Source organism: Klenkia sesuvii (assembly GCF_037083825.1).
Lineage (GTDB): Bacteria > Actinomycetota > Actinomycetes > Mycobacteriales > Geodermatophilaceae > Klenkia > Klenkia sesuvii.
The window spans coordinates 16,087-36,523 of sequence record NZ_JBAPLU010000003.1 but is presented as its reverse complement, the minus strand read 5'-3'; the positions used below and the strand labels follow the sequence as shown (position 1 = coordinate 36,523).

The 20,437-nt window shown below is 76.4% G+C and carries 22 protein-coding genes; 14 read left to right on the top strand and 8 right to left on the bottom strand.

What is annotated here, in order from left to right; all coding sequences use genetic code 11:
* Nucleotides 1-10: 10 nt before the first annotated feature.
* A complete protein-coding gene (locus TEK04_RS03695) occupies nucleotides 11-751 on the bottom strand; it encodes a hypothetical protein (RefSeq protein ID WP_336402964.1) in 741 nt (246 codons plus the stop codon).
* Between the two features lie 153 nt (nucleotides 752-904).
* Here TEK04_RS03695 and pip point away from each other — a divergent pair, with 153 nt between their 5' ends.
* On the top strand, nucleotides 905-1,855 hold the full coding sequence (gene pip / locus TEK04_RS03690) for a prolyl aminopeptidase (RefSeq protein ID WP_336402963.1): 951 nt from the start codon (nucleotides 905-907) through the stop codon (nucleotides 1,853-1,855).
* An 83-nt stretch (nucleotides 1,856-1,938) separates the two neighbouring features.
* Here pip and TEK04_RS03685 read toward each other — a convergent pair whose 3' ends face one another.
* A complete protein-coding gene (locus TEK04_RS03685; RefSeq protein WP_336402962.1) occupies nucleotides 1,939-2,712 on the bottom strand; it encodes a hypothetical protein in 774 nt (257 codons plus the stop codon).
* A gap of 135 nt (nucleotides 2,713-2,847) precedes the next feature.
* Here TEK04_RS03685 and TEK04_RS03680 point away from each other — a divergent pair, with 135 nt between their 5' ends.
* Complete coding sequence (locus tag TEK04_RS03680; protein WP_336402961.1) at nucleotides 2,848-4,242, top strand: MFS transporter; 1,395 nt, start codon at nucleotides 2,848-2,850, stop codon at nucleotides 4,240-4,242.
* A gap of 168 nt (nucleotides 4,243-4,410) precedes the next feature.
* On the opposite strand, the gene TEK04_RS03675 is transcribed toward TEK04_RS03680, so the two are convergent.
* Both TEK04_RS03675 and TEK04_RS03670 read right to left on the bottom strand, forming a co-directional pair.
* Entirely contained in the window at nucleotides 4,411-5,529 is a 1,119-nt protein-coding gene (locus tag TEK04_RS03675; RefSeq protein ID WP_336402960.1) for a uroporphyrinogen-III synthase, read from the bottom strand.
* A 37-nt stretch (nucleotides 5,530-5,566) separates the two neighbouring features.
* On the bottom strand, nucleotides 5,567-6,448 hold the full coding sequence (locus TEK04_RS03670) for a polysaccharide deacetylase family protein (RefSeq protein ID WP_336402959.1): 882 nt from the start codon (nucleotides 6,446-6,448) through the stop codon (nucleotides 5,567-5,569).
* Between the two features lie 156 nt (nucleotides 6,449-6,604).
* On the opposite strand from TEK04_RS03670, the gene TEK04_RS03665 reads away from it, so the two are divergent.
* The gene (locus tag TEK04_RS03665; RefSeq protein WP_336402958.1) at nucleotides 6,605-7,189 is read left to right on the top strand and encodes a TetR/AcrR family transcriptional regulator C-terminal ligand-binding domain-containing protein; all 585 of its coding nucleotides are present in this window, start codon (nucleotides 6,605-6,607) and stop codon (nucleotides 7,187-7,189) included.
* Nucleotides 7,190-7,214: 25 nt separating this feature from the next.
* On the opposite strand, the gene TEK04_RS03660 is transcribed toward TEK04_RS03665, so the two are convergent.
* Both TEK04_RS03660 and TEK04_RS03655 read right to left on the bottom strand, forming a co-directional pair.
* Nucleotides 7,215-7,802: a uridine kinase family protein gene (locus tag TEK04_RS03660; protein WP_336402957.1), complete on the bottom strand. Its 588-nt coding sequence runs from the start codon at nucleotides 7,800-7,802 to the stop codon at nucleotides 7,215-7,217.
* The gene (locus tag TEK04_RS03655) at nucleotides 7,799-8,869 is read right to left on the bottom strand and encodes an MBL fold metallo-hydrolase (RefSeq protein WP_336402956.1); all 1,071 of its coding nucleotides are present in this window, start codon (nucleotides 8,867-8,869) and stop codon (nucleotides 7,799-7,801) included. Before TEK04_RS03655 ends, TEK04_RS03660 begins: the two co-directional genes overlap by 4 nt.
* A 33-nt stretch (nucleotides 8,870-8,902) precedes the next feature.
* Between TEK04_RS03655 and TEK04_RS03650 the strand changes: the two genes are divergently transcribed.
* From TEK04_RS03650 to TEK04_RS03605, 10 genes are all read left to right on the top strand, one after another.
* Nucleotides 8,903-9,352, top strand: a complete 450-nt coding sequence (locus TEK04_RS03650; RefSeq protein WP_336402955.1) for a PH domain-containing protein — start codon at nucleotides 8,903-8,905, stop codon at nucleotides 9,350-9,352.
* Between the two features lie 236 nt (nucleotides 9,353-9,588).
* Complete coding sequence (infC, locus tag TEK04_RS03645) at nucleotides 9,589-10,191, top strand: translation initiation factor IF-3 (RefSeq protein ID WP_336403227.1); 603 nt, start codon at nucleotides 9,589-9,591, stop codon at nucleotides 10,189-10,191.
* 46 nt (nucleotides 10,192-10,237) lie between these two features.
* Nucleotides 10,238-10,432 carry a 50S ribosomal protein L35 gene (gene rpmI, locus TEK04_RS03640; RefSeq protein WP_336402954.1) on the top strand — a complete coding sequence of 65 codons (195 nt, stop codon included), beginning with the start codon at nucleotides 10,238-10,240 and terminating at the stop codon, nucleotides 10,430-10,432.
* Between the two features lie 38 nt (nucleotides 10,433-10,470).
* Complete coding sequence (rplT, locus tag TEK04_RS03635) at nucleotides 10,471-10,857, top strand: 50S ribosomal protein L20 (protein WP_336402953.1); 387 nt, start codon at nucleotides 10,471-10,473, stop codon at nucleotides 10,855-10,857.
* A gap of 66 nt (nucleotides 10,858-10,923) precedes the next feature.
* Nucleotides 10,924-11,706 carry a TrmH family RNA methyltransferase gene (locus TEK04_RS03630; protein WP_336402952.1) on the top strand — a complete coding sequence of 261 codons (783 nt, stop codon included), beginning with the start codon at nucleotides 10,924-10,926 and terminating at the stop codon, nucleotides 11,704-11,706.
* Nucleotides 11,707-11,819: 113 nt separating this feature from the next.
* A complete protein-coding gene (locus TEK04_RS03625; protein WP_336402951.1) occupies nucleotides 11,820-12,581 on the top strand; it encodes an ATP-binding cassette domain-containing protein in 762 nt (253 codons plus the stop codon).
* Entirely contained in the window at nucleotides 12,578-13,339 is a 762-nt protein-coding gene (locus TEK04_RS03620; RefSeq protein WP_336402950.1) for an ABC transporter ATP-binding protein, read from the top strand. The genes TEK04_RS03625 and TEK04_RS03620 overlap by 4 nt, the downstream gene beginning before the upstream one ends.
* Nucleotides 13,336-14,613: an MFS transporter gene (locus TEK04_RS03615; protein ID WP_336402949.1), complete on the top strand. Its 1,278-nt coding sequence runs from the start codon at nucleotides 13,336-13,338 to the stop codon at nucleotides 14,611-14,613. Before TEK04_RS03620 ends, TEK04_RS03615 begins: the two co-directional genes overlap by 4 nt.
* Complete coding sequence (locus TEK04_RS03610) at nucleotides 14,610-16,091, top strand: ABC transporter substrate-binding protein (RefSeq protein ID WP_336402948.1); 1,482 nt, start codon at nucleotides 14,610-14,612, stop codon at nucleotides 16,089-16,091. Before TEK04_RS03615 ends, TEK04_RS03610 begins: the two co-directional genes overlap by 4 nt.
* Nucleotides 16,088-17,815 (top strand): ABC transporter permease subunit, encoded by a 1,728-nt coding sequence (locus tag TEK04_RS03605; protein ID WP_336402947.1) that lies wholly within the window; start codon nucleotides 16,088-16,090, stop codon nucleotides 17,813-17,815. The genes TEK04_RS03610 and TEK04_RS03605 overlap by 4 nt, the downstream gene beginning before the upstream one ends.
* A gap of 69 nt (nucleotides 17,816-17,884) precedes the next feature.
* Here the strand turns inward: TEK04_RS03605 and TEK04_RS03600 are convergent, their stop codons facing one another.
* Both TEK04_RS03600 and TEK04_RS03595 read right to left on the bottom strand, forming a co-directional pair.
* A complete protein-coding gene (locus TEK04_RS03600) occupies nucleotides 17,885-19,066 on the bottom strand; it encodes an MFS transporter (protein ID WP_336402946.1) in 1,182 nt (393 codons plus the stop codon).
* Nucleotides 19,067-19,074: 8 nt separating this feature from the next.
* Nucleotides 19,075-19,662 (bottom strand): TetR/AcrR family transcriptional regulator, encoded by a 588-nt coding sequence (locus TEK04_RS03595; protein WP_336402945.1) that lies wholly within the window; start codon nucleotides 19,660-19,662, stop codon nucleotides 19,075-19,077.
* 125 nt (nucleotides 19,663-19,787) lie between these two features.
* Between TEK04_RS03595 and TEK04_RS03590 the strand changes: the two genes are divergently transcribed.
* Nucleotides 19,788-20,426 carry a TetR family transcriptional regulator gene (locus TEK04_RS03590; RefSeq protein ID WP_336402944.1) on the top strand — a complete coding sequence of 213 codons (639 nt, stop codon included), beginning with the start codon at nucleotides 19,788-19,790 and terminating at the stop codon, nucleotides 20,424-20,426.
* Nucleotides 20,427-20,437: the final 11 nt, after the last annotated feature.

Below are 20,437 nucleotides of genomic sequence, written 5' to 3'. Positions count from 1 at the left end.
ACCCCGCCGGTCAGCGGGAGAAGACCGGCCGGCGCAGCGTCCACGTAGCGCCGTCGACGTCGATGTCGACCAGCGGCTGCACCCGGCGCCGGATGAGCGTGCGGCGATGCCGGACCGTGAAGCACCCCGCCAGGTAGGCCTCGGCGACCCGGACCACCTGGCGGACGGCCTCGGCCTGGAACGCCTCCACCTGGTCGTACTCGACGACGAAGGTGGAGACGCGGAGATCGTCCAGCACCCAGACCCCGAACCACCCCGTCGTCGACGCCTCCACGCCGGCGTGGCGGTGTTCGTCCGGCGAGGTCAGCTCGACCCGGTGGGTACCCCGAGCGGTTGGCCGGGACGTCCGCGCGATGTCGGGGCCGAACACCTCGTCGACGACCCGCCGCAGCACCGCGCCGAGGTCGATGTCCGGGGCCGGGGTGAGGACCGGGGGCTGGAGGAGGACCAGGTCGGCCGCGGTCGGACGACGGCGGCCCGCAGCCTTCGCGGCCCGTCGCCGCGTGGTGACCTCGTGCACCTGGGCGATACGGACCGAGCGGGTGGCCTCCAGGTGCTCCAGCGCGCGCATCACCTGCTCCTCGTCCCACCGGCGCCCGGTCGCCCCGACGAGTGTCCTCAGGGTCGTACGGGTGTCGCTGGAGGCGAGGGGCGCGGCGTGGCGGGCGACGAGGGAGTGCAGCGCATTCACCCGCTGGCCCATCGGTCGATCGCCGTCCCGCACGCGCCGCGCCGTCGACGACCAGCTCACGCGGGCACCCTAGGCAGTCAGCCCGCCACCGACCGACGCGTTGCCCGTGCCCGGGCCCCGCGGGTCAGCGAGTGCTGAGCCAGTGCGCGTTGCGGCGAACCGACCAACCCTGGTTCAGCACTCGGTGCGGCGACTGCGTGGGAAGGTGCAGGCATGGTCGAGCGGTACCCGGAGATCGAGCCGTACGACAGCGGGATGCTGGACGTCGGCGACGGGCACTCCCTGTACTGGGAGACCTGCGGCAACCCCGACGGCAAGCCGGCGCTGGTGCTGCACGGCGGCCCGGGCAGTGGCTGCACCCCCGGCATGCGGCGCCTGTTCGACCCGACGCGCTACCGCGTCGTGCTGCTCGACCAGCGCAACGCCGGCCGCAGCACCCCGTGGGCCGGCGAGCCCGAGGTCGACCTGAGCGCCAACACCACCCCGCACCTGGTGGCCGACCTCGAGCGGCTGCGCGAGCACCTCGGCATCGAGCGGTGGCTGCTGTGGGGCGGGTCGTGGGGTGTCACCCTCGCGCTGGTCTACGCACAGGCCCACCCCGACCGGGTCACCGACCTGGTGCTGGCGGCGATCACCAACGGCGATCGGCGCGAGACCGACTGGATCACCCGCGACATGGGCCGGGTCTTCCCCCGCGAGCACGAGGCCTTCCTCGCCGCGGGCCGGGTGGGCGACGGCGACCCGTCGGCCGCCTACAGCCGGCTGCTGCACGACCCCGACCCGCAGGTCCGGGCCGACGCCGCCGCGGCCTGGTGCGCCTGGGAGGACACCCACGTCTCGCTGGCTCCTGACCACGAGCCGTACTTCACCCGCCAACCCCCGTCGTGGCAGCTCGCCATCACGCGGGTGGTCACCCACTACTGGGCGCACGGCTGCTTCCTCGAACCGGGTCAGGTGCTCCGCGACGCGCACCGGTTGGCTGGCATCCCTGGGCTGCTGGTGCACGGCCGGTACGACGTGAGCGGGCCGCTCGACACCGCCTGGGCACTGCACCAGGCGTGGCCGGGCAGCGAGCTGGTGGTCATCGGCGACGCCGGCCACGGGGGCGGAAGCATGACAGCCCCGATGATCGAGCACCTCGACCGCGTCGCCGAGGAGGGTTGACCCACCTCGCCGTCCCTCCACCCCTGCCGTGGCGTGGGGGAAGGGGCGGTGTCGGGGGTCGGCCCAGGCTGCGGCAGCCGGGGTCAGCCCAACGCGGCGAGGGCGGCGTCGACGTCGTCGGCGCGGACGAAGTCCAGGGCCAGCAGGCGGTGCAGCAGCACCCCGCGGCGGGTCAGCCGCAGGTCTGCCGGGCGCAGCCGGGGCTGCGCCGAGCCACCGGGCCGGGGGGCAGCGACCGGCGGGTCGAGCAGCCCGAGCAGCTGCAGCCCCGTGAGGTCCTCCAGCGCGCCCCACGCCGACCACGCCCGCGGGTCCACCGGCACCGGGGTCAGCGGCAGCGGCGAGCGCTCCCGCCGTCCGACCGCGGCCAGCAGCGCGAGCTGCCGCCACGTGAGGTCACGCGCAGCCAGGAGGGCCCGCTCGGCCAACGCGGCGTCGACGTCGGGGGAGACCACCACCTCGGCGAGCAGGCACCCCAGGTGCCGCACCCGGCGGTCGTCGGACGACGTCCGCGCGGCCAGCAGCACCCCTTCACCCAGCTCGCGCGCGGCGACCCGGCCCCCGGCGCGCTCGGCGAAGAAGCCGTCCGAGCGCACGGTGCGGTCGCGGCGCGACAGGGTGATGCCGTGCTCAACCGCGAAGGCCAGCGCCGCCCCGGCCCGGGCGGCCTCGCGACGGGGCAACACCCCGGTGGCGAGGTCGTCGGCCAGCTCCCGCAGGCAGGCGGTGAACCGTTCGTCGAGCTGCAGGGCCGCGTCGGCGGGGGAGTAGACGACGGTGGCCGCCGCCGAGGTCATCGACCCGGCGACCCCGAACCCGGACTCGATGAGCGTGCGGCCGGGGTCAGGAGAGGTCACGCAGGCGATCATCCCGGTCACGACCCGTGGGCGCAGCATTCCTCACCACGTCGGGTCAGCCCCGGTGCGGGGAACGGAACACAGCTCGCCCGTACGAGCAACGGCCAGGTCACGGGGCCCGGCCAAGGTCACCGCATGGCTCTCGTGACCGACCCCGCACCCACCACCCGACCACGTCGCGGGGGGAGGTGGATCGACGACTGGCGGCCCGAGGACCCGCAGTTCTGGGAGACGACGGGCAAGCCGGTCGCCCGGCGCAACCTGTGGCTCTCCGTCTTCTCCGAGCACATCGGCTTCTCCATCTGGAGCCTGTGGTCGGTGATGGTGCTGTTCCTGGGTCCGGCGTACGTCGCGGCCGGCACCTTCACCGGGGAGCCGCCGGAGGTCGCCGCCCAGAAGTTCCTGCTCACCGCCCTGCCCACCGCGCTGGGGTCGTTCGTGCGGCTGCCCTACACCTTCGCCGTCGCCACCTTCGGCGGCCGCAACTGGACCATCGTGTCGGCCTCCCTGCTGCTGGTCCCGACGATCGCGACCGCGCTGGTCCTCGAGCCCGGGGTGTCCTACGGGACCCTGCTCGCGGTGGCCTGCCTGGCCGGTGTCGGTGGCGGCAACTTCGCCAGCTCCATGGCCAACATCAACGCCTTCTACCCCGAGCGGGAGAAGGGCTGGGCGCTGGGCCTCAACGCCGGCGGCGGCAACCTCGGCGTCCCGGTCATCCAGCTGGTCGGCCTGCTCGTGCTCGCCACCGCCGGCGCTGAGCACCCGCGCATCGTGCTGCTGGTCTACGTGCCGTTCATCGTCGCGGCCGCCGTCGGCGCCGCCCTGCTCATGGACAACCTGGCGACCGTCAGCAACCAACCCCGGGCCCTGCGCGACGCGACCCGCGAGCGGCACACCTGGGTGATGTCGTTCCTCTACATCGGCACGTTCGGCTCGTTCATCGGGTTCAGCTTCGCGTTCGGCCAGGTGCTGACCAACCAGTTCAGCGGTTCGTTCGCCACCCCGCTGGCCGCCGCGTCGCTGACCTGGCTCGGGCCGCTGCTGGGTTCGCTGATCCGCCCGGTCGGCGGCCGGTTGGCCGACCGCTTCGGCGGTGCCCGGATCACCGCGGCGAACTTCGTGGCCATGGCCCTCGGCGCGGCGGTGGTGTTCGCCGCCAGCAAGCTGGGGTCGCTGCCGCTGTTCGTCGTCGGGTTCGTGCTGCTGTTCGTGCTCAGCGGCGTGGGCAACGGCTCGACCTACAAGATGATCCCGGCCATCTTCCGGGTGCAGGCCATGGACGCCGTCGCCGCCGGCGAGGACCCCGCCGTGGCCGACCGCCGGGCACTGCGCATGTCGGGAGCCCTCATCGGGATCGCCGGGGCGATCGGCGCCTTCGGCGGGGTGCTGGTCAACCTCGCCTTCCGGCAGTCGTTCCTGACCACCGGCACCGGCGATGCCGCCTACCTGGTGTTCATCGCCTTCTACGTCGTCTGCACCGCCGTCACCTGGGCGGTCTACCTCCGCCCGGGCACGAGGGTGCGGGTCTGAGCGGCGGACCCGTGTGGGAGCGCACCCCTTCGCCGGGTGCGCGCCCCCACGGGTCCGGCGGCGCGGTCACCCGCGTGCGTGCGCACCCCGGCGAGGGTGCGCACGCACGCGCGTTCGGGTGCGAGGTGACCCGCCCAGGCGCGCACCAGGTGCGGGACGCGCTCCTGGTCAGACCGCCAGGCGGTAGCCGCGCTTGACGACGGTCTCCACGACCGGTGCGCCGAGCGCGGCGCGCAGGCGGGTCACGGCCATCTCCACGGCGTGCGCGTCGGTGCCGCCCGACAGCGCGGCCAGCAGGTCCGGGCGCGAGACCACCGCGCCCGGACGGCGGGCCAGCGTGCGCAGCACCGCCATCGGAGCCGGCGCGAGCTCCACCACCCGCCCGTCGACGACGGCGGCGTGCCCGCGCACCTGCAGGACGTGACCGCCGGCGGCCAGCACCGGGTCGCGCTCGGGCAACCGGGCCACCACCTCGCGGGCCAGCGCCCCGAGCCGGGCCCGCTCGGGCTGCACGGTCTGCACCCCGGCGGCGACCAGCGGTCCGGCGGTCACCACACCCACGGCGACGGCGAGCACGCCGTCGGCGAAGGCGCCGAGCACCCCCGAGAGCACGCCCTCCTCCTCCGCGACGTGCAGCAGCGAGGACGCCGCCGGGGCGGAGGTGAACGTGACGGCGTCGACGGCCCGGGCGGCGACGGCGTGCACCAGCCGGCGCAGGGGAGCGGTGTCCTCGGGCAGCACCCACCGGTAGACCGGCACCCGCAGGACGTCGGCGCCGGCCTGCTCGAGCCCGGTCACCAGGTCCGGCAGCGGGTCGCCGTGCAGCTGGACGGCGATGCGCCGCCCGGCCAGCGGACCCTCGGCGCCGGACAGCAGGTGCTCGAGCACCTCCGCCGAGCTCTCCGACGCCGGTGACCACGCATCGACCAGCCCGCCACCGCGGATGGCCCCACGGGCCTTGGGTCCCCGGGCCAGCACCCGGGCCGTCGCGAGGTGCTCGACCACGGGCAGGTCCCAGGCCTCGGCGGCCTCCAGCCACCCGCGGAAGCCCACGCCGGTGGTGGCCACCACGAGGTCGACGGGCGCGCGCAGCACCTCGCGGGTGGCGGCCACCAGCTCGGCGTCGTCGGCCAGCGGCACGATGCGGATGGCCGGTGCGCTCACCACCCGCGCACCGCGCCGGTCCAGCAGGGCACCCAGCTCCTCCGACCGCCGGGCGGCGGTCACCGCGACGGTGTAGCCGGCCAGCGGCAACGGGCCTGCGGACGCGTCCTGCGACTCGGTCACGCCGTCCATCGTGTCGCGTCCGTGTGTCGGCCGTGTGTCACCCCAGCTCGCGCGCGGCGTGCTCGGCGACGGCTCCGGCGGTGGTCAGCCACACCTCGTCGCGGGGCGCGGCCACGTGGGCCAGCGCTGCGCGCAGCGGCCGCAGCCGGTGCGCCACGCCGCCGACGTAGGGGTGCAGCGCGATGCCCATGACCAGCGGCGCCGTGCGCGACTGCTCGAGCATCTCGTCGAAGGTGGCCACCACCATGTCGGCGAACTCCTGGCCGGTGGCCTGCCGGGCGACCACCGCCGGGATGTCGTTCAGCTCCTGGGGGTAGGGCACCGAGAGGATGCGGCCGCCGCCGCGGGTGGCCAGCCAGGTCGGCTGGTCGTCGTGCGCCCAGTCCAGCAGGTAGGTGTACCCGGCCTCGGCGAGCAGGTCCGGCGTCACGCGGCTCTCGGAGATCCACGGACCCAGCCACCCGGCCGGCCGCCGTCCGCCCCGCTCGGTGAGCACTTGCGTGGCCTCGGCGATGAGCGCGCGCTCGTCGTCCTCGGCCAGGTCGGCCTGCCGCTCGGCGTTGGTGCGGCCATGGCCCACCAGCTCGTCGCCGCGAGCCAGGAAGGCCTCCACCAGGCCGGGGCAGTCCTCGAGCACCCGGCTGTTGGCCAGCACCGAGGTCGGCAGCCCGAGGTCGTCGAAGGCCTCCAGCAACCGCCAGGCGCCGACCCGGTTGCCCCACTCCCGCCAGGCGTGGTTCAGGACGTCGGGGACACCGCTGTCGGGGGCCAGCTGCGCGCCGCGGCCGGCGCCGAAGTCGAACACCTCGAGGTTCAGGCCGACGTACACGGCCAGCCGGGCACCGCCGGGCCAGTCCCAGGTCGGGCGGTCGGGCAGCGCGGAGTAGGGGTAGCGGCCGTGCCGGGCGGGGGTGTCCACGGCCGTCCCGTGCCCACTCGGGGCCCCCGGGACACGAGGGGTGCACGTGCCCGGTGGGGCGGCGGCGTTCGGGTGGGGTGCGGGTGGCGGTGCGGTCGACGTGGCCGGCTGCCGATGAGAGGTGCACCTCATCCCCCGTGGACCCCAGGACCGGCCATGTCGCTTCCGATCGCCACCCCCACCCCGATGCACCTGGGCGCCCCCGCGGTCGCCCCCGTCGGCACCCCCGTCCTGGCCACGGTGGTGCAGCTGCTGGCCGAACGCGGCTGGCACGGCCTGTCCCTCGCCCTCGTCGCCGACCGGGCCGGCGTCGACCCGGTCGAGGTCGAGCGCACGTGGGGCTCCCTGCCGGCGCTGGTGGGGGCCGCGGTCGCCGGCGTCCCGGTGGTGGTCGACCGCGGCGACGCCGGCAGCACCGCCGCCGACCTGCTCCGGGTCGTCGAGCACTGGGGTCGCCCCCTGGGTCGCGACGAGCTCGCCGTGGCCGCGGTCGCCGAGGCCGCCGGCGGGGACCGGCGGCTGCGCGCCGGCGTCGAGGTCGCGGTCACCGACGCGGTGCAGGAGGTCATGTGCGCGGTCGCCGCCCGGGCCCGCCGGCGCGGTGAGCCCATGGGACCGGCCCGGCAGCAGTGGGTCACCGCCGTCCTGGGCGGCGTCGTGTGGGACCGGATCACCGGCCGGGGCCGGCCCGTGCCCGCCGCCCGCCGCGCCGAGCTGGTCGACAGCATCCTCGCCGCCTGACCGGTCCGCGCCCGCGCGACCGCCCTCAGGCGAGCGCGACGAGGTCCGGCCCGGGGTCGTGCAGCGGCGCCCCGTCGACGCGCAGGTCAGCGCGCGCCCGGGTGCCCTCCCGGGCGAAGACGACGGCCTCCTCGGCGGCCCACGCCGGCTGGTGGGCGGTCATCGCCGCCCCGCCGCGCGCCGCCCACCGCCGGGCGCACGTCGCCGGTGGCGCCTCCACCCACACCAGCAGCCCCGCGACGTCGGCCAGCGACCGGGCGCCCGCGCCGCAGCCCTCCACGACCAGCACGTCGGCGGCCGGCACGGTGGTCGGTACCCGGAAGTCCCCGGCCGCCCAGTCGTAGCCGGCGAAGTGCGCGTCGCGGCCGGCCGCGAGGGGGTCGAGCACCCAGGCCGTCAGCCGCTCGACCACCCCGTCGAGGGTCCAGCCGGCGTAGAGGTCGTCCAGGTGGACCACCGGGGCCGGGCCCGCACCGCTGTCCAGCGCGGCCGCCAGGCGGCCGGCGAGGGTGGTCTTGCCCGACCCGGCGGGGCCGTCCACCAGCACGAGCCGGGTGCCGCCCAGCCGCGGGGGAGCCGCCCGCACCCGGTCGGCGAGCTCGGCGAGCCTCACGCCGCGGTGTAGCGGGGCACCGGGCCCGCCGTGCCCACCACCGACCCGCGGCTGGCGAGCAGGCGCAGGTGGGCATCGGTCTCGGTCACGGCGAAGACCCGCATGCCGCGCTCGTACTGCGCCCACGGGCGCGACCAGGTCAGGTGGGCGGCCAGGTCCCACGGCGTGCTCCCCGGGTGCGCCCGGACGGCGGCCAGCAGCTCGGCCAGCCGTGCCTCGTGGTGGGCGCGCAGCTCGGCGGTGCGGGCGGTCAGCCCGGTGAACCGCCACTCGTGGGCCGGTAGCACCTCGGCCGGCTCCGGCCGGGCGCCCACCGCGGCCAGCGACCCCAGGTAGTCCCGCAGCGGGTCGGTCGGGCCGCCCGGGTTCGTGGAGATGTTGGGGCTGATGCGGGGGAGGACGTGGTCGCCGGACAGGAGGACCCCGGTGCGCTCCTCGGCGAAGCACAGGTGGCCCGGGGTGTGGCCGGGGGTGTGCACGGCGCGCAGCGACCACCCCGGGAAGTCGGCGACGTCGCCGTCCTGCAGGTCGTGGTCGGGGACGGCCATGCGGTGGAACCGCTCCCAGCGGTCGGGCTCGCCCACGTCCGACGCCGCGGTGGCCCGGTCGGCGCCCAGCCCGACCAGGAACTCGACCTGGGCCTCGACCGCAGCGGCTGCGTCGCGGCCGGAGAAGCCGCGCACCGCGTCGCCGTCGGCCGGGTGCATCGCGATCCACGCGCCGCTGGCCTCGCGCACCCGCCCGGCCAGGCCGAGGTGGTCGAAGTGCAGGTGGGTGACCAGCACGCCCCGGACGTCGGCGACCCCGCCGCCGACCGCGGCCAACCCGTCGGTGAGCGCCGTCCAGCCCTCCTCGTGCTCCCAGCCGCAGTCGACCAGGCCGAGCCCGCCGCCGTCGAGGGCGAAGGCGTACGCCGAGACGTAGCGCAGCGGGTTGTGCGGGATGGGCACGGGGATCGACCAGAGCCCGGGCCGCACCTCCTCGACCGGGGGCAGCTCCCGGGCCTGCCAGGCGGCGTGCTGGGCGGTGCCGGTGACCTGGGTGGCGGGGGCGTCGCTGCTGCTCACCGCCCGCACTCTGCCAGTGGGAGACTGGTCGGCGTGACCACGCCCGCCCTCACGACGGTGTCCGCCACCCCCCGCCGCCAGCGCATCATGTGCGCGGTCATGGCCGCGGTCATCTTCGGGGTCATGCTCGTGGTCTCGATCCTGCTGAAGACGCACACCACCGGGGTCATCGCCTTCCGCACCTCCGACCAGGTGGCCACGACCGGCCTGGGCCTGGCGATGGCGGGGGCGACGCTGTACCTGTCCCGGGCCCGGGTCGACGCCGACGCCAGCGGCGTGCGGGTGCGCAACATCGTGGGCACGCACACCCTGCCCTGGGAGCACGTCCGGGCGGTGCGGTTCGACGAGGACTCCCCGTGGGCGACGTTGCTGCTGGTCGACGACGACGAGCTGTCGGTGCTGGCCGTGCAGGCCGCCGACGGGGAGCGCGCCGTGCGCGCGGTGGAGGGGATGCGCACCCTGCTGGCCGCGAGCCGGGCCTGAGGGGTACCCTGGACGGCGTCTCACCCCGCTACATGAGGCGCACCACCCGACGACCCCGCCCCGGGTCGTCGACCAAGAGGAGCCCGCTCCCACCTGACGCCGGTACAGGCGCCCAGGTCACCTGAAGTACGGGGCCGGTCCTGCCGGCTCCAGGCCCTCCCCGCCCCGCGCGGGTCGAGGGCCCTTCTTCGGGTCGGGACGCTGACTCCTCATTCGTAGAACGAAGAGGAGAGGCCATCACCGAGCCCCGCATCAACGACCGCATCCGGGTCCCCGAGGTCCGCCTCGTCGGCCCCGAGGGCGAGCAGGTCGGCATCGTGTCCATCGGCGAGGCGCTGCGCCTGGCCCAGGACTCCGAGCTGGACCTCGTCGAGGTCGCCCCCATGGCCCGGCCGCCCGTCGTGAAGCTCATGGACTACGGGAAGTTCAAGTACGAGGCCGCGCAGAAGGAGCGCGAGGCCCGTCGCAACCAGACGCAGACCGTCATCAAGGAGATGCGCCTGCGGCTGAAGATCGACCCGCACGACTACGAGACCAAGAAGGGCCACGTCGTCCGCTTCCTCAAGGGTGGCGACAAGGTCAAGATCACCGTGATGTTCCGCGGTCGCGAGCAGTCCCGCCCCGAGATGGGCTACCGGCTGCTGCAGCGCCTGGCCGGCGACGTCTCGGAGCTCGGGGTCGTCGAGTCCAACCCCAAGCAGGACGGCCGCAACATGGTCATGGTCATCGCGCCGCACAAGAACCAGGCGGCGCTGCAGGCCCAGAAGCGCGCCGCCAAGGCCGCCGAGGACGCCGAGGCCGCGCAGGCCCCCGCGGAGCCGGCGCCCACCGAGGCCTGACCGGCCCCCGGCCCGCACCACCCAGACACCGAACAGGACCGAGGACATGCCGAAGAACAAGACCCACAAGGGCACGGCCAAGCGCATCCGCGTGACCGGCACCGGGAAGCTCGTCCGCGAGCACACGAACAACCAGCACAAGTTCGAGGTGAAGTCCTCCTCGCGCAAGCGCCGGGTGAAGGGCTCCGAGGTGCTGTCGCCCGCCGACGCGCCCCGGATGAAGAAGCTGCTCGGTCTCTGACCGCCCCCACCCCCTAAACGATCTAGAGGAGTACTCACGTGGCACGCGTGAAGCGGGCGGTCAACGCCCAGAAGAAGCGCCGGACGACCCTGGAGGCCGCCAGCGGCTACCGCGGTCAGCGGTCCCGGCTGTACCGCAAGGCCAAGGAGCAGCTGCTCCACTCGGCCACCTACGCCTACCGCGACCGCAAGGTGCGCAAGGGTGACTTCCGCAAGCTGTGGATCACCCGCATCAACGCCGCGGCCCGGCAGAACGACATGACCTACAACCGGTTCATGCAGGGCCTGAAGCTGGCCGGCATCGAGCTGGACCGCAAGGTCCTGGCCGAGCTGGCCGTCAACGAGCCGGCCGCCTTCGCCGCGCTGGTGGAGACCGCGCGTGCCGCGGTCGCCGCTGCTCCGAACCAGACCGGCGTCGCCGCCTAGTTCGCCCGCCACGACGCCGTCACCCCCGACCGGGGTGGCGGCGTCGTCGCACGTCCGGGAGACCCCATGAGCGCACCGCTGACCGAGCGCAACGCCCGCGTGGCCGCGGCGCGCAAGCTCACCCGCCGGGCCGGCCGCGACGCCGCCGGGGCCTTCCTGGCCGAGGGCCGGCAGGCGGTGTCCGAGGCGCTGGCCGCCGGCGTCGTCACCGACCTGTTCGCCACGGAGGCCGCCGCGGCTGCCCACGCGGACCTGCTCGCCGGTGCCACCGTGCGCGTGGTCACCGAGAAGGCCGCTGCCGGCCTCAGCGAGACCGCCTCCCCGCAGGGCCTGGTGGCCGTGTGCCCGCTGCGCGACGTGCCGGTGGAGGCACTCGCCACCGCCCCGCCGCGGCTGTCGGTGGCCCTCGCCGAGCTGAACGACCCGGGCAACGCCGGGACGGTGCTGCGCACCGCCGACGCCTGCGGCGCGGGCGCCGTCGTCTTCGGCAGCGGCTCGGCCGACCCGTTCCAGGGCAAGACCGTGCGCTCCTCGGCGGGCAGCCTGTTCCACGTCGACGTCGTGCGCAGCGCCCCCCTGGACGTCCTGGTGGAGGCGGTGCAGGCCGCCGGGGTGCGGGTGCTGGCCGCCGCCGGGGACGGCGAGGTGGCCCTCGACCGGGCCGGGGCCGACGGCCTGCTCTCCGGGCCGGTGCTGTGGTTGTTCGGCAACGAGGCGCGCGGTCTGGACGACGCGCTCGCGGCCCGGGCCGACCACCGCGTGCGGGTGCCCATGCGCGGGCGCGCGGAGTCGCTCAACCTTGCCGTCGCCGCCGGGATCTGCCTCTACGCCACCCAGCTCGCCCAGTAGCCGGACCCACCGCGGGGCGGCCCGGCCACCGTGCCTGCGCGCATGCGCAGTCACTGATGCGAACCGTTCGCAGCTACTGTGCTCCCGAGCCCGCTGACCGAGGAGCCCGCTGAGTGCTGCACGTGCACGACCTGTCCGTCGCCACCGACGCGCCGCCCCGCACCCCGCTCCTGGCCGGCATCACCTTCGACCTCGCCCCGGGCGAGCGGGTCGGTGTTGTCGGCGCGTCCGGGGCCGGCAAGTCCCAGCTCGTCGCCGCCGTCCTCGGCCTCACCGGCACCGGCCTCCAGGTCACCGGCAGCGTGCAGGTCGAGGGCACGGAGGTGGTCGGCGCCGGCCCTGCCCGCTGGCGTCCCCTGCGCGGGCGCGCCACGGCGCTGGTCGCCCAGGACCCCGGCACCGCCCTGGACCCGCTGACCCGGGTCGGCCGGCAGGTCGCCCTCCCGCTGCGTGCCCGTGGGGTCGGCCGGCGCGAGGCGTCCCGCCGGGCCGTGGCCCTGCTGACCGAGGTCGGCCTGCCCGGTGCCGCCCGGCGCTTCCCGGCCCAGCTCTCCGGCGGGCAGCGCCAGCGGGTCGCCCTGGCCCTGGCCCTGGTCGGCGCGCCCCGGCTGCTGGTCGCCGACGAGCCGACCTCCGCCCTGGACCCCACCGTGCAGGCCGGCGTCCTGGACCTGCTCGACCGGGTGACCGGCCCCGATCGTGCGGCGCTGCTGCTGGTCACCCACGACCTCGCCGTCGCCGCGCGGCTGTGCAGCCGGCTGCTGGTGCTGCAGGGCGGCCGGCTGGTCGTCGACGGACCGGTGGCCGACGTGCTGGCCGACCCGCGGCTGGCCGAGGTCGTCGCTGCCGCGCGCGAGCTGTCGGTGGTCCGGTGAGCCCGCTGCTGCGGGCCGACGGCCTGACCCGGCGCCACCGGGGCGCGGTCGCGCTCGACGACGTGTCCCTCGGGGTGGCCGCCGGCGAGCGGATGGCCGTGGTGGGGGAGTCGGGCGCCGGCAAGTCGACCCTCGCCCGGCTGCTGCTCGCCCTCGACACCCCCACCGCCGGCACGGTCACCCTCGACGGGCGGGCGGTGCGCCCGGGGTCGGCACGCTCCCTGCGCTGGTTCCGCCGACGGGTGCAGACGGTGCCGCAGGACCCCGGCCGGTCCTTCAACCCCCGCATGCGCGTGGGCGATGCGGTCGCCGAACCCCTGCGCTGCCTGCGGGTGCCCGGCGACCACGCGGCCCGGGTCGCCGAGCTGCTGGTGGCGGTGGGCCTGGAGCCCGATGCCGTCGACCGGTGGCCGCACGAGTTCTCCGGCGGGCAGCGCCAGCGCCTGGCCATCGCCCGTGCGCTGGCGCCGCGGCCAGACCTCGTGGTCGCCGACGAGCCGGTCAGCGCCCTCGACGTCGTCGTCCGGCGGCAGGTGGTCGACCTGCTCGCCCGGCTGTCGGCCGCCGAGGGCCTGGCGCTGCTGGTGGTCTCGCACGACCTCGGCGTGGTGCAGCGGCTCTGCGACCGGGTGCTGGTGCTCGACGCCGGCCGCGTGGTCGAGGAGGGGCCCGTGCCCCAGGTGTTCGCCCGGCCGGCCCACCCGGTCACCGCCGCGCTGCTGGACGCCGTCCCCACCCTCGCGCCGGTGGCGTCGTGACCGGCGTGCGGTGGGCCCCGCTGGTGCTGCTGCGCCGGCTGCCGGCCGTGCCCCGGCTGCTGCTGGCCTCCCAGCTCGCCTTCAACGTCGGGTTCTACCTCGTCGTGCCGTTCCTGGCCGTGCACCTCTCGCAGGACCTGGCGCTGGCCGGCGGGGTGATCGGGCTCGTGCTGGGGGTGCGCACCTTCAGCCAGCAGGGCCTGTTCTTCCTCGGCGGCGGGCTCACCGACCGCTTCGGGGTCAAGCCCGTGGTCGTCGTCGGCTGCTCGATCCGCATCGCGGGCTTCCTGGTCCTCGCCGTGGTCGAGAGCCTGCCCGGCGTCCTGCTCGGCGTCGTGCTCGTGGGGTTCGCCGCCGCGCTGTTCTCCCCGGCCGTGGAGTCGGCGCTGGCCGACCAGGGACGGCAGCTGGAGGAGGCCGGGGTGGCCACCCGCGCCGAGGTCTTCGGGCTCGACGCGATCGCCGCCAAGCTCGGCTCGGTCACCGGCCCCGTGCTGGGTGCGGTGCTGCTCGGGGTGCCCTTCTCGGTCACCTGCTCGGTCGCGGCCGGGGTGTTCGTCGTCGTCCTCACGGCGCACCTGCTGCTCCTGCCGCGTGACCTGCGCACCGGCACCGGGGACGGCGAGCCGGTCACCGCCGGCTGGGGGCACGTGCTCCGCAACCGGCGGTTCCTGGCCTTCACCGCCTGCTACTGCACCTACCTGCTCTCCTACAACCAGCTCTACCTCGCGCTGCCGGTGGAGCTCGACCGCGCCACCGGCTCGCAGGGCGCCCTCGGCTGGGTGTTCGTCGCGGCCGCGGTCAGCGTGCTGCTGTTCCAGCTGCCCATCACCACCCGTGCCCGCCGCGCCGGCCCGGCGCGCGCCCTCCCCGTCGGGTTCGGGCTCATGAGCTGCTCGTTCCTGCTCGTGGCCGTGCTGGCCCCGGTGACCCCACCCGACGGCGTCCAGGCGCTGGCACCGGCCGTCGGCTTCGCCCTGCTGCTGTACCTGGGCCAGATGGTCGCCGTCCCGGTGGCCCAGGACCTGGTGCCCCGGTTGGCCGGTGAGCAGCGGCTGGGCGCGCACTTCGGCGTGCTGGCCTCGGCCGGCGGCCTGGCCGTCCTCGTCGGCAGCACCGGTGTCGGCGCGCTCCTGGACCTGGCCGCGGTCCCGCAGCCGGCCGCCGCCGTCCCGTGGCTCGTCCTCGCCGCCCTGCCCGCCGCCTCCGCGGTGGGGCTGTGGCTGCTCACCCGCCGCACCGTCGCCGTCCCCGAACCCCTAGGAGCACCGTGAACCGCCGCACCGCCCTCCTCGCCGTCCCCGCCCTGCTGGTCAGCGGGTGCTTCGCCGGCGGCGGGGACAGCACCGACGACGCCGCCGACCGGTTGCGGGTCGCCCTGCCCTTCCCCCCGGTGGCGGCCCTCTCGCCGTGGACCGACGACGCCCTCCTGCTCACCCGCATGGGTGCGGCCGAGACCCTGGTGACCTTCGAGGCCTCCGGCGCCGCCGAACCGCAGCTGGCCGAGTCCTGGGAGTTCGTCGACGACCGGACGGCGGTGCTGGAGCTGCGCGACGACGTGGTCTTCCACGACGGCACCCCGATGGACGCCGAGGCCGTCGCCGGGTCGCTGAACGCCGCCGCGGCCGCCGACCCCGGGCTGCGCGTGCTGCGCGACGTCGGCCTGGTGGCCACCGCGGTGGACACCGACACCGTGCAGGTGCAGGCCGCGCAGGCCGACCCGCTGCTGGTGCAGCGGCTGGGCGCGCCCTCGTTGGTCGTGCTCTCATCCGACGCCTACACCGACCCCGCGGCCCCCGACCCCGTCGGTCACGGCACCGGCCCCTACGCGATCACCGACGTGCAGGGGGTGCAGTCGGCCACCCTCGACGCCGCGGCCGACTACTGGGGTGGCCCGCCGGCCGCCGACGGGGTCGACGTCCGGTTCGTCGACGACGCCGACTCCCGCACGTCGTCGCTGCGCGCGGGCGAGCTCGACGTCGTCCAGGGGGTGCCGATCGCCCAGCTGGCCACCCTCACCGACGAGCAGCGCGTGGTGACGACGTCCCTGCCGCGGGTGACCGCGCTGCAGCTGAACACCGCCGACGGGGTCTTCGCCGACCCGGCGCTGCGGGCGGCCGCGGTCGCCGCGGTCGACGCCGGGCCGGTCGTCGACGGCGTCGTCGAGGGCCAGGCCGACGTCGCCCCCGGCCTGCTCACCGACGACACCCTCGGCGCCGCGGTGCGCACCGCCCCCACCCTGCCGGCCGCGGGTGACCCGGCAGGGGCGAGCATCCGGCTGGCCACCTACGACGACCGGCCCGAGCTGCCCGAGGCCGCCGCGGTGCTGGCCGAGCAGCTGCGGGCCGCGGGGTTCACCGTGGAGGTGGTCGTGCAGACCTACGCCACCCTGGAGCCCGACCTGCTCGCCGGTGCCTTCGACGCCGTCCTCGGCAGCCGGCTCACCCTGCTCGACACCGGCGACCCGGTCGGCTACTTCGCCACCGACTTCACCTGCGACGGCGGGTACAACCTGGCCCGGTTGTGCGACCCCGCCGTCGACGCCGCCGTGGCCGCCGCCGCCGCGCTGACCGACCCGCGCGAGCGCCGGCAGGCCGCTGCCGACCTCGAGGCGCAGGTGCTCTCCACGGGCGCCGTCGTCCCGGTGCTGCACGAGCAGAGCCGCACCGGCGTGGCCCGCGGTGTCCAGGGGGTCGGGGCCGACCCGTTCGAGCGGCAGGTCGTCACGGTCGCCACCACCACGGGGCGGTGACCACGGCGCTGCTGGGCAGGCTGCCCCGGGCGGCCGGCGTCCTGGGCGCCCTGGCGGGCACCGCCCTGCTGGTGGGTGCGCTGCCGTGGCTCTCGGGAGCCGACCCGGCCCGGTCGGTGCTGCGCGCCCGCGACGTCGAGGGCACCCCCGACGCGGCCGCGCTCGAGGCGGTGCGCCGGCAGCTGGACCTGCCCGCCGACCCGGTCACCGGCACGCTCGGGTTCCTCGGCCGCCTGCTCACCGGCGACCTGGGCACGTCGTGGGTGTCGCGGACGCCGGTCGCCGACACCGTGCTGCCGGCGCTGGGCGTCTCCCTGACCGTCGCGGGCGCGGCGAGCCTGCTCGCCCTGCTGCTGGCCGGCCTGCTCACCGTGCCCGCCCTGCTCCGCGCCGCCGACGGCCGGCTGCGCGGGGGCGGGCCCGGCGCGGCCGTCGGCGGGGCGCTGTCGGCGTTGCCGGAGTTCGTCCTCGCGGTGCTCCTGGTGGCCGTGCTGGCCGTCGGCTGGGGACTGCTGCCCACCACCGGCTTCACCGGGCCCGAGCACCTGGTGCTGCCCGCCCTCGCGCTCGGCGTCCCGGCCGCCGGGGTGCTGGCCCGGTTGCTCGCCGGTGCCGTCGCCGCCACCGCGGGGGAGTCGTGGGTGCGCACGTGGCGGGCCGCCGGGGTGCGGCGCTCCGCGGTCGCGACGGCGCTGGGCCGCCGCGCGGTCGCGGTCGTCGTCCCCCAGATCCTGCTGCTGCTCGTGGGCACCCTCGGGGCCGCCGCGGTCGTGGAGGCGGTCTTCGACATCCCCGGCCTGGGCGGCACCGCCCTGCGCGCGGCGCTCAGCCAGGACGTCCCGGTGGTGCAGGCCGCGGTGGTGCTGCTGGTGGCCACGGGCCTGCTCGTCGGCGGCGGCGGGGTGCTGGTCCACCGGCTCGTCCTGGGACCCGCCCGCACCGGCAGCGGGTTCACCCCCGAGGCCGCCGCCGGCCGACGACGTCCGCAGCGCGCCGCCGGCGTCGTCGCCGGGCTGCTGCTGCTGGCCGTGCTGGCCGGTCTGCTGCGCGACCCGACCGCCCAGGACGTCGACCTGCGGCTGGCCCCGCCGTCGTGGGCGCACCCGCTCGGCGCGGACCCGCTGGGCCGGGACGTCCTGGCCCGGTTCGGCCACGGCGCGCTGCTGTCGGTGGGGCTGGCGGTCGTGCTGTCCGCCCTCACCCTGGTCGTCGGGCTGGCCGCGGGCCTGCTGGGGCGGGGGGACCGGTCGGGCCCGGCGGACGTGCTCAACGCGCTGCCGGCGGTCGTGGTGGGCATCGTGGTCGCGGCGGTGACCGGGCCCGGCCTGCTGGCGGCCTGCGTCGCGGTCACCCTGGTGGGCTGGATCCCCCTCGCGGTGCACGCCCGCACCCTGGCGGTCGAGGCCCGGGCATCGGGCTTCCACGTGGCCGCGGTGGCGGGCGGGGCCGGCCGCTGGCACGTGGTGCGCCGACACCTGCTGCCGGTCGTCGGCCCGCCGGTGCTGCGGCACGCGCTGGTGCGGGTCCCGCACGCGTCGCTGGCCCTGGCCGGGCTGTCGTTCCTGGGGCTGGGCGCCGGCGCCGAGTCACCGGAGTGGGGTCGGGCGCTGGCCGAGACCACCGGCTACCTGGAGCGCGCCCCGTGGGTCGTCGGTGCCCCCGCAGCCGGCCTGGTGCTGCTCGGGGTGGTCGCGGCGCTGGCCGACCCGGCGCCGGAGCGCTGAGGCGCAGCATGATCACCGCGGGTCGGCTGCGGCCTCCCATCCCGGGAGGCAGCGCCTGACCCGGGGTGATCACCCCACCCGGGTGCGCAGCACGCGGCCGAGCCCGACCACCAGCACGCCGGCCAGCACGACGAACCCCAGGCCGACCCGCAGGCCCACCGCGTCGGACACCACCCCGATGAGCGGCGGGGAGACCAGGAACCCCAGCCGCAGCAGCAGGTTGACCGCGGTGAGCCCGACCCCGGTGGGCAGCCCCGGCACCTCGTCGGCGGCGGCGTAGACCGCCGGCACCAGCGTCGCCACCCCCACCCCGGCGAGGGCGAAGCCCACCAGGGTGGTCGGCAGCGACGGCGCGGCGAGCATGACCGCGAACCCGGCGGCGATGACCGCGCCGCCGACCCGGGCCACCCGGCGCTGCCCGAACCGGTCGACCACCCGGTCCCCGGTGAGCCGCCCGGCGGTCATCGCGACCTGGAAGACGACGAACCCGAGCCCGGCGGCCAGCACCCCGGCGCCCAGGTCGTCGCGCAGCCAGATCGCGCTCCACGAGGCCGCGGCGTCCTCCACGAAGGCCCCGGCGGCGGCGAGCACCCCCAGGGCGGCCAGCGCCACCAGGGCGGTGCGGCGCGCCCGGCGGGGCGCCGGTGCGGTCGCCCCGGTGCCGGCGACCACGTCGGCGCCGTCCCGGCCGGGCAGCATCCATGCCCGCACCAGCAGCGCCACGGCGCCGAACACGACCGCGGAGACGACCAGGTGGAGCTCGCGGGGCACGCCCAGCCCGGCCACCAGGGAGCCCAGCAGCCCCCCGGCCACCGCGCCCAGGCTCCAGAGCCCGTGCAGCGCGTTGAGGATCGACCGGCCGTAGCCCCGCTGCACCCGGAGGCCGTGGGCGTTCTGCGCGACGTCGACGACGGTGTCGAGCGCGCCGACCAGGAAGAGGGCCGCGGCCAGCACCGGCCAGTTCGGGGCCGCGGCGGCGACCGCGACGCCCGCGCCGAGGCCGGTCAGCCCGATCGAGGCCACCGGGCCCGAGCCGAGGCGGGCGATGAGCACGGCGGCGGCCGGCCCCATGAGCAGCGCCCCGAGCGGGGCAGCGGCCAGGGCCGCACCCAGGGCGCCGTTGGACAGGCCCAGGTCGTCGCGCAGCTCGGGCAACCGCGGGACGAGGTTGGTGTAGAACACCGCGTTGAGGGCGAAGCAGGTGGCGACGGCGACGCGGGCGCGGCGCAGCTGGCGGGTCGGTGCGGTCACGGACGCGCTCACGGTGCGACCCCGCCGACGGGGACGTCGAGGACGCGGGCGAGCACGGCGCGGGTCTCCTCGCGGGTGGGGGGTGCGGTGGTCAGGGTGGCGTGCATGGTCAGGCCCTCCATGACGCCGTCGAGCGCACGGGCCAGCTCCGGCTCCAGCACGCGCTGCAGGGTGTCGCGGCTGCTGCCCATCCAGGCCTCGGTGACCTCGCGGAGGGCCGGGTCGCGCATGGCGGCCAGGTAGAGCTCGTACGCGACGGCCCACTCGCGGTGCGAGGCCCCGTGGCCCTGCAGCACGAAGTCGGTGGCGGCGTCGAGCATCGAGGTGCGGTCGGTCACCCCGGCGAAGTGCGCGCGGAAGACCTCGGCCATGCGCCCGGCGTGCCGGGTGAACGCGGCGCGCACCAGGTCGTCGAGGCCGTCGAAGTGGTAGGTCACCGAGCCCAGGGGCACGTCGGCGGCGGCGGCGATGCGCCGGGCGGTGAGCCCGGCCAGGCCGTGCTCGGCGATGACGTCGATGGTGACGTCGACGAGCCGGTCGCGCCGGTCGGGGTCGTGCCGCCGCGCGGCCGGGGTGGGGGAGCGGTGCTCGATCACGGGCCAGGACGGTACCAGGCGATGCGTACGTCCGTACGCAGGGGGGGCGGCGCGGCGCGGCCGCCACCGGACCGGTCCTCGGCGGGTTCGGTCCTCGGCGGGCAGGCCTGGGAGGATGCTGAGCCGTGGCAGCCACCGACCGCTCCGACGGACGCTCCTCCCGCTGGACCGAGCACCGGCGGGCCCGGCGCGTCGAGTTCGTCACCGCCGCGGTCGAGTCGGTCCGCCGCACGGGCCCCGAGCTGGCCGTCGACGACGTCGCCCGCACCGCCGGGGTCAGCAAGACGGTGCTCTACCGGTACTTCGCCGACAAGGACGAGCTGGTCGACGCCGTCCTGGAGCAGATCAGCACCGAGATCCTGCTGCCCCGCCTGCTGGGGGAGCTGGCGCTGGACCGTCCCACCGACCGGGACCGGCTGCGGGCGGTCGTGGCCGCGTTCGTCGCCATCATCGAGGAGGAGCCGGCGCTCTACCGGTTCGCCTACGCCCAGGCCGGCCGGGCCGGGCGGGCCGACCTGGTGGCGCAGACCGAGCGCGAGGTGGCCGAGGCGTTGTCCTGGGTGATGGGGGAGCGGCTGCTGTCCCTGGGCCGCAGCGCCGAGGGCACCCAGACCTGGGCCTACGGCGTGGTCGGCATGGTGCAGCTGGCCGCGCACTGGTGGTCGACCGAGCGGAGCGTCACCGCCGGGGACCTGGTGGACCAGCTCACCGTGCTGGCCTGGGGCGGGCTGTCGGCCCTGCTGCCACCCGCACCGGCGGAGTGACCCGGGCCGGG